Source organism: Cryobacterium sp., assembly GCF_025463825.1.
GTDB lineage: Bacteria > Actinomycetota > Actinomycetes > Actinomycetales > Microbacteriaceae > Cryobacterium.
In genome coordinates, this window is sequence record NZ_JAODBG010000051.1 from 19,479 (window position 1) to 29,483 (window position 10,005).

General features: G+C 70.0%; 12 protein-coding genes and 1 tRNA gene. 6 read left to right on the forward strand and 7 right to left on the reverse strand.

What is annotated here, in order from left to right:
• Positions 1-69 precede the first annotated feature (69 nt).
• Positions 70-909: a MetQ/NlpA family ABC transporter substrate-binding protein gene (locus tag JWP54_RS06210; RefSeq protein ID WP_297368829.1), complete on the forward strand. Its 840-nt coding sequence runs from the start codon at positions 70-72 to the stop codon at positions 907-909.
• A gap of 60 nt (positions 910-969) precedes the next feature.
• Here JWP54_RS06210 and JWP54_RS06215 read toward each other — a convergent pair whose 3' ends face one another.
• Positions 970-1,455 (reverse strand): GNAT family N-acetyltransferase, encoded by a 486-nt coding sequence (locus JWP54_RS06215; protein ID WP_297368832.1) that lies wholly within the window; start codon positions 1,453-1,455, stop codon positions 970-972.
• 101 nt (positions 1,456-1,556) lie between these two features.
• Here JWP54_RS06215 and JWP54_RS06220 point away from each other — a divergent pair, with 101 nt between their 5' ends.
• The 3 genes from JWP54_RS06220 to JWP54_RS06230 are packed head-to-tail and all read left to right on the forward strand — an operon-like array spanning position 1,557 to position 3,610.
• On the forward strand, positions 1,557-2,003 hold the full coding sequence (locus JWP54_RS06220) for a MaoC family dehydratase N-terminal domain-containing protein (RefSeq protein ID WP_297368835.1): 447 nt from the start codon (positions 1,557-1,559) through the stop codon (positions 2,001-2,003).
• Positions 2,000-2,434, forward strand: coding sequence for a MaoC family dehydratase (locus JWP54_RS06225; protein WP_297368839.1), 435 nt, complete (start codon positions 2,000-2,002; stop codon positions 2,432-2,434). Before JWP54_RS06220 ends, JWP54_RS06225 begins: the two co-directional genes overlap by 4 nt.
• 6 nt (positions 2,435-2,440) lie before the next feature.
• Positions 2,441-3,610 (forward strand): UDP-N-acetylmuramate dehydrogenase, encoded by a 1,170-nt coding sequence (locus JWP54_RS06230; RefSeq protein WP_297368842.1) that lies wholly within the window; start codon positions 2,441-2,443, stop codon positions 3,608-3,610.
• Positions 3,611-3,765: 155 nt separating this feature from the next.
• Here JWP54_RS06230 and JWP54_RS06235 read toward each other — a convergent pair whose 3' ends face one another.
• From JWP54_RS06235 to JWP54_RS06255, 5 genes are read right to left on the reverse strand one after another with little or no spacing between them, the layout of a single operon-like run.
• The gene (locus tag JWP54_RS06235) at positions 3,766-4,389 is read right to left on the reverse strand and encodes a response regulator transcription factor (protein ID WP_297368845.1); all 624 of its coding nucleotides are present in this window, start codon (positions 4,387-4,389) and stop codon (positions 3,766-3,768) included.
• Complete coding sequence (locus JWP54_RS06240) at positions 4,386-5,636, reverse strand: sensor histidine kinase (protein WP_297368847.1); 1,251 nt, start codon at positions 5,634-5,636, stop codon at positions 4,386-4,388. The genes JWP54_RS06235 and JWP54_RS06240 overlap by 4 nt, the downstream gene beginning before the upstream one ends.
• Positions 5,637-5,683: 47 nt before the next feature.
• A complete protein-coding gene (locus tag JWP54_RS06245; RefSeq protein WP_297368849.1) occupies positions 5,684-6,559 on the reverse strand; it encodes an ABC transporter permease in 876 nt (291 codons plus the stop codon).
• Positions 6,556-7,446, reverse strand: coding sequence for an ABC transporter ATP-binding protein (locus JWP54_RS06250; RefSeq protein ID WP_297368852.1), 891 nt, complete (start codon positions 7,444-7,446; stop codon positions 6,556-6,558). Before JWP54_RS06250 ends, JWP54_RS06245 begins: the two co-directional genes overlap by 4 nt.
• Positions 7,443-7,778, reverse strand: a complete 336-nt coding sequence (locus JWP54_RS06255; protein WP_297368855.1) for a hypothetical protein — start codon at positions 7,776-7,778, stop codon at positions 7,443-7,445. The genes JWP54_RS06250 and JWP54_RS06255 overlap by 4 nt, the downstream gene beginning before the upstream one ends.
• Positions 7,779-7,960: 182 nt before the next feature.
• On the opposite strand from JWP54_RS06255, the gene JWP54_RS06260 reads away from it, so the two are divergent.
• Entirely contained in the window at positions 7,961-8,377 is a 417-nt protein-coding gene (locus tag JWP54_RS06260) for a hypothetical protein (protein ID WP_297368858.1), read from the forward strand.
• Between the two features lie 52 nt (positions 8,378-8,429).
• Here the strand turns inward: JWP54_RS06260 and JWP54_RS06265 are convergent, their stop codons facing one another.
• A complete protein-coding gene (locus tag JWP54_RS06265) occupies positions 8,430-9,650 on the reverse strand; it encodes a pyridoxal phosphate-dependent aminotransferase (RefSeq protein ID WP_297368862.1) in 1,221 nt (406 codons plus the stop codon).
• Between the two features lie 195 nt (positions 9,651-9,845).
• On the opposite strand from JWP54_RS06265, the gene JWP54_RS06270 reads away from it, so the two are divergent.
• Positions 9,846-9,918, forward strand: a tRNA-Trp gene (locus JWP54_RS06270).
• Positions 9,919-10,005: the final 87 nt, after the last annotated feature.

Here is a 10,005-nt window from a genome sequence, read left to right on the forward strand (position 1 = left end):
CCCCCACCTAACCGCGCCGAAGTCAGCATGACGGCGCGGCGACCACCACCTCACGAGAAGAGTCCTCCCATGCAGTTCACCCCCCGCCGCACGCGCCTTGCTGGTGCCGCCGTTGCCCTCTCCGCCCTGTTCGCCCTCACCGCCTGCGCGGGAACGGCGGACGAGCCCGCCGCCACCGCCGGAGCCGCGGGCGACGACCTCGGCACCGTCACCGTCGGCGCGCTGGCCACTCCGGCCGGCGACATCCTCAAGTTCGTCGAAGACAACCTGGCCGCCGACGCCGGTCTGGAGATCGTCTTCCAGGAATTCACGGACTACAACACGCCCAACGTCGCCCTGTCCGACGGTTCGATCGACGCGAACCTGTTCCAGAACAGCACCTTCCTGGAGACCTACAACGCGCAGGCCGGCGGCAGCCTGGTCAGCGTCGGTGAGATCTACCTGCCCAGCGCCGCGTTCTACAGCGACACCGTCACGTCCCTCGACGACCTCAAGGACGGCGCCACCATCGCCATCCCGAACGACCCGACCAACGAGGGCCGTGCGCTGAAGATCCTCGCCGCCGAAGGCCTGATCGAGACGACCGAGGAGCCCACCTCGATCGCCGACGTGACCGACAACCCGAACAAGTACGAGTTCCAGGAGATCGAGAACGCCACCCTGCCGCAGGCGGTGCAGGACGTGGACGCCGCGTTCGTCACCATCTCCTTCGCGCTGCCGGCCGGTCTCACCGCCGACCAGGCGATCCTGGTCGAGGGCAAGGACAGCCCGTACGCCAACGTGCTGGCGACCACTCCCGAGCTCGAGAACGACCCGCGCATCGTCAAGCTCAAGGAGCTGCTGCTCTCCGAGGAGACCCAGGCGTACATGGAGGAGACCTGGGGTGGCCTGGTCATCCCGTTCGTCTGATCCGTCTGAGTGATGCCGGCTCGCTGAGCCGGCGCCCGCCGCCCCGCTCCGCCCGCGCTTTCACTGCCGGGCGTGGCGGGGCGTCGCCGTGACGGCGTCGATGTCGAGCTGGAACGCCGTGGCGTTCTCGTACGGTCCGTAGCTGCCGATCTCGGAGAAGCCGAGCCGCCGGTACAGCGCCAGGGCCTCCGGTTGGGCGTGGCCGGTCTCCAGGCGCACCGTGCTGTAGCCGAGCTGGCCCGCCAGGCCGGCCAGTTCCCTCAGCATCCGCAGTGCGTGGCCCTGGCGGCGATAATCGGGGTTGGTCCACATCCGCTTCACTTCGACGATGTTCTCGTCGATCCGACGGATGCCGCCGCCGGCGACGGTCCTGCCATCATCCAGGAGCACCACGAAGGCGCCGGTCGGCGCCTCGAACTCGCTGGCAGCGACGTCCAGCACCGAATCGCCGGCGCCGCGCCCGTACCGGGCCTCGTATTCCTGGCGGAGGCCGGTGAGCAGAGGGGCGACCTCGGGGTCGGTCAGGGCGACTTGTCGGTAATCCACCGGGCCAATTCTGCCCCAGCGGCGCCCGCCCGACAATTCCGCTGTCGCGTCCGCATCCGCTCGGCCCCGCGGTGCCGGTGGAGCGCAAGTACACTCGGTACGTGTCTGTGAATCCAGCAATCCAGGGCCGGGTCTTTCCCGCCGTGCCGCCGTATCTCGTCGGGCGGGAGAAGGTGCGCGAATTCTCGCGTGCCGTCTTCGCGACCAACCCGATCAACTTCGACCCTGAGGCCGCCCGCGCCGCCGGGTACACCGACGTCGTCGCGCCGCCGACGTTCGCCGTCGTGGTGCAGGAGGCGACGCTCGCCCAGCTGCTTGCCGAGCCCGACGCCGGCATCGACTTCACCCGGGTGGTGCACGGCGACCAGCGCTTCAGCTTCAGCCGGCCGATCGTCGCCGGTGACGAGCTCACCGCCACGGTCACCGTCGCCAGCGTGAAGAGCCTCGGCGGCCACTCGATGGTCACCGCGGAGTCGACCATCGTCGACGCCAGCGGCGCCCACGTCGTCACCGCCACCTCCACCCTCGTCGTCAGGGGAGACGAATGACCGTTCAGAGCACGCCCTCCCTCGACGGCCTCACGGTGGGCGACATCGTCGCCGAGAGCAGCTTCCCGCTCACCCGGGACAGCCTCGTGCGCTACGCCGGCGCCTCCGGCGACTTCAACCCGATCCACTACCGCGACGACGTCGCCCATTCGGTGGGGCTGCCGGGCGTGCTCGCGCACGGCATGCTCACCATGGGCCTGGCCATCCAGCCCGTCGTCGACTGGACGGGTGACCCCGGCCGGGTGCTGGACTACCAGGTGCGGTTCACCCGGCCGGTGCCCGTGGACCCGGATCTCGGCGCCGTCGTCACCGTGGTCGCCAAGGTGGGCGCGCTCGACGCGGATGCCGGCGTCGCCCGCATCGACCTCACCGTCACGTTCAACGCCGTGACGGTCCTGGGCAAGGCGCAAGCCCGCGTCCGGCTGGTCTAGGCGGCCATGACCGAACCCGTGCGCCTGGCTGAGCTCACGACCCTCCGGGTCGGCGGCGCTCCCGCGCGTCTCGTCGCGCCCGCCGACGAGGCCGGCCTGATCCAGGCCGTCCTGGACGCGTGGAGCTCCGACGAACCGTGGCTGCTGCTCGGCGGCGGTTCGAACACTGTCGCCGCCGACACCGGGTTCGACGGCACCGTCATCCACGTGTGCACCCGGGGCGTCGAGGTGCTCGGCACCGACGGTGCAACCGACGCTGACGGTGCGAGCGGGCGCGCGGTGCGCATCCGGGTGCAGGCCGGCGAACCCTGGGACGAGCTCGTCGCCCTGACGGTGGCCAACGGCTGGGCTGGCATCGAGGCCCTCTCCGGCATCCCCGGCACCAGCGGCGCCGCTCCGGTGCAGAACATCGGCGCGTACGGCCAGGAAATCGGCACCAGCCTCGCCGCGGTCGACTTTCTCGACCACGACTCCGGCGAGGTGCAACGCCTCAGCAACGCCGACCTCGGCCTGGGCTACCGCACCTCGGTGTTCAAGCAGGGCCGGCGGGGAGTGGTGCTGGCCATCGAACTGGCGCTGCGCGACACGACCTCCCAGGCAGCCGTACTCGGCAGCGCCCTGAGCCAGCCGGTCAGCTACCCGCAACTCGCGCAGGCGCTCGGCGTGCAACTGGGCGACCGGGTGCCGCTGACCGACCTGCGCCGAAGCGTGCTGGGCCTGCGCGCCGGCAAGGGCATGGTGCTCGACCCGGCCGACCCCGACACCTTCAGCGCCGGCTCGTTCTTCACCAACCCGATCGTCACAGAGAGCTTCGCCCGCACCCTGCCCGCCGAGGCGCCGCGCTGGAAGCAGGCCGACGTCGAGCTGCCGGACCGGGTCATCCCGCTCGACGAATACGCCGGCGTGGGGCCGATCCCGGGCGCCGAGGTGTTGCGCACGGTGAAGCTCAGCGCCGCCTGGCTGATCGAGAATGCCGGCATCCACCGCGGGTTCCGCCTGCCGGGCTCCGGCGCCGCGATCTCGAGCAAGCACACCCTCGCGATCACCAACACCGGCACGGCGACGGCGGACGAGATCGGCCAACTGGCCCGCTACGTGCAACAGCGGGTGCAGGCCGACTTCGGCGTCATCCTGCAGCCGGAACCGGTCTTCGTGGGCTTCTCCCTCTTCTCCTAGCTGTACCGCCGCACCCGCCTCGCGAGCTGCCGCAAGATGCCCCTTCGGTGGCGCCGAAGGGGCGTTTCTCGGCAACTCGGCGCACGGCGGCGGGGCATCCGCATCGGCGTGGGACGTAGCCGGCGTTTCTCCGGCAAGCGCCGCCGGGCGGGGAGCTAGAGCAGGCGCAGCTCCATCGCCAGGGTGACGGCGCGGGTGCGGTCACCCACGCCGAGCTTCTCGAAGACGTGCAGGAGGTGCGTCTTCACGGTGGCCTCGCCGATGAACAACGACCGGGCGATCTGCGGGTTGCTCTCCCCGGCCGCGACGAGGCGCAGCACGTCGAGTTCGCGCGCCGAGAGGCGCGGCGCTGGGGCGGCATCCTCCCGCACCCGCTGCACCAGCCGAGCGGCGATCACGGGCGCCAGCACCGTCTGGCCGCCGGCGACAGACCGCACCCCCTCGATGATCTCGGCCTGCGGGGCGGCCTTGAGCAGGTAGCCGCTCGCACCGGCGGCGATGGCGCCGAGGATCTGGTCGTCGGTTTCATAGGTGGTGAGGACCAGGACTCGCACGGTCGGGTTCTCGGCGAGGATCGCGGCGGTCGCTGCGGCGCCGTCCAGGTGCGGCATCCGCAGGTCCATCAGCACCACGCCCGGGCGCAGCTCCGCGGCCAGGAGCACGGCGGCGGCGCCGTCAGCGGCTTCTCCGACCACGCTGATGTCGTCGGCGGCGCCGAGCAGGCCCACGATGCCGGCGCGCACGATCGGATGGTCGTCGGCGACGAGCACCCGGATCACTCGGCGCCGCCCAGCAGTGTCATGGCCTCGGGTGCCGGGGCCGGCAGGGTCACCCGCAGCACGGTTCCGCCGATCGGGGTGCCCTCGACGTCGAGTCGACCGCCCACCAGGTGCACCCGGTCGCGCATGCCGGCCAGGCCGAAGCCGTTCTCGGCCTCTGGCCGGTAGTCGCCGAGCCCCCGGCCGTTGTCGGTCACGGTGAGGGTCACGGCTTCTGCGCTACGCTCGACGTCGATGGTGGCGGCGCCGGCCCGGGAGTGCTTGCGCACGTTGGCCAGGCCCTCCTGGGCACAGCGCAGCAGCACCACCTCGAGCGCCCGGTCGAGCGGGCCAGCGGGCGGCCCGTCGTGGTGGACCGGATCGAGTCCGGTGAGGTCGAGTGTCACGGTGATTCCGGTCTCCCGTTCGAAGCGTTCCGCGAGGCGTGCCACGGTGTGGGCGAGGTCCCCGTCGCCGGCCCGCACCGGCGCCATCGACGCCACGAGGGCGCGGGTCTCGGTGAGGGCGTCGCGGCCGGTCGACTCGATCAGCTCGATGCTGTCGGCCACGGCGGCGGTGTGGCCGGGCATGGCCGCGAGTTCGGAGCGGGAGCGCTGGGCGAGCATGAGCAGGCTGGTGAGGCTCTGTGCGATGGTGTCGTGGATCTCCCGGGCCAGGCGCTCTCGCTCACTCGCGCTGCCGGCATCCCGGTGCAGCGCCGCGAGCTCGCCCTGGGCCGCGGTGAGCTCTTCCACCAACCGGCGTTGATACGCGCCGGCCTCGGCGATGCGCGAGATCCAGGTTCCCATCGCCAGCGCGAACACCAGCGAGACGGCCTCGATGGCGGCGGCCTGCACGGCGGCATCCGCGGTTCGGCCGACCCCGACCCAGAGCCCGAGCCCGGTCGAAGCGGCCAGGGTCGCGCTGAGCAGCGCCGCGCCCCGGTAGGTGCGGGCCAGGAGCCAGAGCACAGGGAAGGCCAACGTCTGCAGGGTGGCCATGTTCGGGTCGATCGCGGTCGCGACACCGCAGGCGACGATCAGCACGACCCGGAATCCGATGTTGGACGCCGACGTGCGGGCCTCGGGCGGTTCGGTCGCGGCCGTGATGGCGCGGCGGCCCCAGCCGAGGTAGGCCAGGCCGATGGCCGAGAGGCTGACGAGGACGCCGACCAGGCTCGATCCCAGGCCGGAATTCTGGGCCCCGATCGCGGCCATGACCGTGAGGGACCCAGCGACCACCACATCCCACCATCGCCGCGTGCTCATGGGACAAGCATCCCATTGGCGGGGTATGCCCGGCCGCGCTCACGCACTCAGGCGTCCTTGCGGATCCAGCGGAAGCTCAGCCGGCTGCCGATCAGCCCCACGACCAGCCAGACCAGCAGCGCCAGCGGCACCAGGTCCAACTCCCAGGCGCCGTTCTGCTCCTGCGAGGCGAAGCCGTCCGGCAGGAACACCGATCGCATGCCCTGCGCCATCCATTTGAGCGGGAACAGCCCGGCGATGTTCTGCATCCATTCCGGCAGGGCGTTGAACTGCAGGTAGACGCCGGAGATGAACTGCAGCACAAGCACGATCGGGATCACCACAGCCGAGGCGCTTCGGCCCGATCGCGGCAGCGCCGACAGGGCGATGCCCAGGAAGGCGCAGGTGATCACGCCGAGCAGGAACACCCACACGAAGGTCAGCCATTTTTCGAGCTCGGTGGGCAGCGCGATGTCGAAGGCGAAGCGGGCCACGAGCAGGAGCAGCACCGCCTGCAGGATGCCCGTGACGAGCACCTGCCCGATCTTGCCGATGAAGTAGCTCAGCGGCGACAGGGGGGTGCCGCCCAGGCGCTTGAGCGTGCCGTCGCCCTTCTCGCCGGCGATGTCGATGGCCAGGTTCTGCAGTCCGGAGAGCAGCATCCCCGCGGCCAGCATGCCGGGCAGGTAATATGCGCCGACGCTGATCCCGCCGGAGCCGTCGGGGTTTGTGCCGATGTTGCCCTGGGCGGAGAACGCCGCGGTGAAGATGCCCAGCATGATGAACGGGAACAGGAACGTGAAGAAGACGGTGTCGGTGGAGCGGAAGTACAGCCTGATTTCGAACCCGATGCGGGACAGGCCGAGCCGGAGGATGCTGTGCCGCGGCGCGCGGGGACGGCTGGGCCGGAGGGATTCCGGCGGGGTGGACAGGGTAGCGCTCATGCGAGCACCTCCGCGTTCTCGGTTGTGGTGGCGCTGTCGGCAGCGTGCCGGCGAACCAGGCCCAGGTAGATGTCTTCGAGGCTGGGCCGGATGACCTGCAGGTCGGCGGGTTCACCGAGCGTTGCCAGCCCGGCCACCACCCGGGCGGGAGTCTCGGTACAATCCTCGTGCTGCACCCCGGCACTGTCGCGCCAACGCACCCGCGGGACGCGGGCGGCGGGGCCGCCCAGCTCGCCGATGGCGCCGATGTCGATGAGCTTGCCGCCCACGATGATGCCGGCCCGGTCGCTGAGCTCGGCGGCTTCGTCGAGGTTGTGGGTGGTGAGCAGAATGGTGGTGCCGTCCGCCTTGAGCGAGCGGATGAGGTCCCAGAACTGGTGCCGCGCCTCGGGATCGAAGCCGGTGGTCGGTTCGTCCAGGAACAGGAGCTCCGGCCGGCCGATGATTCCGAGGGCGACATCCACCCGGCGCTGTTGCCCGCCGGAGAGTTTGTGGATGCGGGTCTTCGCCTTGGACTCGAGCCCGACCGCGGCGATGACCTCGTCAACCGGGCGGGGGTTGGGGTAGAGCCCGGCGAAGTGGCGCAGCTGTTCGGCCACGGTGGCGTTGCCACCCTCGCCACTGGACTGCAACACGATGCCGATGCGGGCCTTCCAATCCAGGCCGCCATGTTGCGGGTCCACACCGAGCACCGTGACGTCACCCTCGGAGCGGTCGCGGTAGCCCTCGAGGATTTCGATGGTGCTGCTCTTGCCGGCGCCGTTCGGGCCGAGGAGGGCGAAGGTCTCGCCGGGCGAGATGTCGAAGCTGATGTCGGCGACCGCGTCGACGTCGCCGTACGATTTGCTCAGCCGCGCGACGCGCACCGCCGGAGATGAAGTTGTCATGCATTCAGGTTCGTCCCCGCGGCCGGTTGCGGCAACACCCTTTCGACCGACCGTGCCATCCACCGGTTGGTGGAGTCGGCAAGGTTCGACAACAACGCCTGGGGGGAAATACTTGACGAACGCACCATCGAACCGACCGAACCGGTCGCCGCGAACTCCGGAAACACCGAAAACGCCGCGAACACCCGGAACCCCGGGTATGCACCGAACCCGGCCGCCGCCGGGCCCGCTGGTGCCGGTTCGCCGCCGCCGCGGCCGCCACGCAAGGGCGGCCTACCCGGCTGGGCCTGGGCGCTGATCGGCGGCGGAGCCCTGCTGCTGATCGCCATCATCGTCGTGATCGTGATCGTGATCGTGATCGTGATCGTGATCGTGATCGTGATCGTGATCGTGATCGTGGTCCCAGACCGGCTCCGGCTCGGTCGGCCTCGACGACCAGGCCGACCTGGGGTCGCCGTTCTGGTCCTTCCCGATCCTGGACGGCTGGGAGATCGGCGTCTTCGACCAGGAGGGCGTGAATCAGGCGACGAACGCCGACCTCGGCTACCTCTTCACGACATCGCAGAACCGGCAGCCTCCCGTGGACGCCGCCGCCACGGACGACCGCACCGACACCGAGGCCACCCTCGAGTTCCTCACCCAGCAGATGGTGGACTCGGTGGACACTGCCGAGGTGGTCGGCGGGTTCGGCAGCACCGAGGTTGCCGTCGGTCTTCCGGGGTCGACCGACACCCTCCAATTCGCCACCAGCCGGGTCGAATACATCAACCCGAACGATGGCTCTCCCTACGTCAACGACGTCGCCATGCGCGCCATGCCGCTCAGTGAGGCCTACCTGTACCTCGTGGTGAGCTGCCCGGGCACAGTGGTCGACGCCGGTGACAGCCCCTTCGAGGGCATGCTCGACGAAGTCGCCGTCATCTTCGAGTAGTCGCACCGGAACGGGCTCACGTTGCGGCAGGATGGGGCCGTCGCGGTGGGGCCTAGGCGAACAGTTTTTGCAGGCGCTGGATGCCCTCCAGCAGGGCGTCGTCGCCGAGGGCGTAGGACAGGCGGAGGAAGCCGCTGGGGCCGAAGGCCTCACCGGGGACCGCGGCCACTTCGGCCTGGTCGAGGATCAGGTCGGCCAGCTCAAGGGAGGTGGTCGGTGTGACCCCGCCCCAGGTGCGGCCGAGCAGCCCGGTGACATCGGGGTACACGTAGAACGCGCCCTGCGGCGTGGGGGTGTGGATGCCCGGGATCTTGTTGAGCTCCGCGACGATCAGTGTGCGGCGGCGGTCGAACGCGACCCGCATGGCCTCCGCGTCGTCCTGCGGCCCGTTCAGCGCGGCGATGCCGGCGCGCTGCGAGATGTTCGACACATTCGAGGTCAGGTGCGACTGCAGGTTGGCCGCGGCGGTGATCGCATCCTGCGGGCCCACCATCCAGCCCAGCCGCCAGCCGGTCATGGCGTAGGTCTTGGCCACGCCGTTGACGAGGATGGTGCGGTCGGCCAGGGCGGGGACGGCCTCGACAATGGACACCGCCCGGGTCGCTTGCCCTGAGCCTGTCGAAGGGTAGGTGAGGTTCTGGTAGATCTCGTCGCTGATGACCCAGAGGCCGTGCTCCTCGGCCCACTCGCCGATGGCGCGGGTCTGCTCCTCGGAGTACACGGCGCCGGTGGGGTTGGACGGGGAGACGAACAGCAGCACCTTGGTCTTGTCGGTGCGGGCGGCCTCGAGCTGCTCCACGGTGACCAGGTAGCCCTGGTCGCTGCCGGCGAACACGTCGACGGGCACACCGCCGGCGAGGCGGATCGCCTCCGGGTAGGTCGTCCAGTACGGAGTCGGCAGCAGCACCTCGTCGCCCGGGTCGAGCAACGTGGCGAAAGCCTGGTAGACGGCCTGCTTGCCGCCGTTGGTGACCAGCACCCGTGAAGCGGGCACCGTCAGGCCGCTGTCACGGAGGGTCTTCGCGGCGATCGCTTCACGCAGGTCGGGGAGCCCGGCCGCCGGCGTGTACCGGTGGTTCTTCGGGTCGGTGACGGCCGCGAGGGCCGCTTCGACAATGTGCGCCGGGGTCGGGAAGTCGGGCTCGCCGGCGGCGAAGCTGATCACCGGACGGCCAGCCGCCTGCAGCGCCTTGGCCTTGCCGTCGACTTTGAGGGTCGCGGACTCCGCAATGGAGCCGATTCTGGTGGAGATCCGTTTGATGTCGTGTGCCACGCTTCGAGCATACGGGGCAGCCGTGCCACCCGACAGTGCAGGCAGAGGTGCTCCCCGGGGCGCTCGCGCCGGCGCCGGGAGGGCGCTGGCTTTACAGGGCACCCGCCGTGACCTAGACTTGCTCCGGTAGTTGAAATCTGCCAAGCTTCTTTGCGCCTATTTTGGTCGCGAAGGAGCCGAACGGTTTCGCTGCATAGGGTGGTGGCTCAATTGGTAGAGCAGCGGTCTCCAAAACCGCAGGTTGCAGGTTCGAGTCCTGTCCGCCCTGCAAGTCGGTGGTATTTCCGCCGGCCCACGAAAGGTGTAACAGGTGGCCCGAAAAGTTATCGACGAACCCAGCGAGGAAATCGTCGCC

Bases quoted from the DNA above. Each gene is read 5' to 3' on its own strand.
- JWP54_RS06210 (WP_297368829.1), top strand. From the start codon at position 70: ATGCAGTTCACCCCCCGCCGCACGCGCCTTGCTGGTGCCGCCGTTGCC.
- JWP54_RS06225 (WP_297368839.1), top strand. From the start codon at position 2,000: ATGACCGTTCAGAGCACGCCCTCCCTCGACGGCCTCACGGTGGGCGAC.
- JWP54_RS06230 (WP_297368842.1), top strand. From the start codon at position 2,441: ATGACCGAACCCGTGCGCCTGGCTGAGCTCACGACCCTCCGGGTCGGC.
- JWP54_RS06240 (WP_297368847.1), bottom strand. From the start codon at position 5,636: ATGAGCACGCGGCGATGGTGGGATGTGGTGGTCGCTGGGTCCCTCACG.
- JWP54_RS06245 (WP_297368849.1), bottom strand. From the start codon at position 6,559: ATGAGCGCTACCCTGTCCACCCCGCCGGAATCCCTCCGGCCCAGCCGT.
- JWP54_RS06250 (WP_297368852.1), bottom strand. From the start codon at position 7,446: ATGACAACTTCATCTCCGGCGGTGCGCGTCGCGCGGCTGAGCAAATCG.
- JWP54_RS06255 (WP_297368855.1), bottom strand. From the start codon at position 7,778: ATGATGGCGATCAGCAGCAGGGCTCCGCCGCCGATCAGCGCCCAGGCC.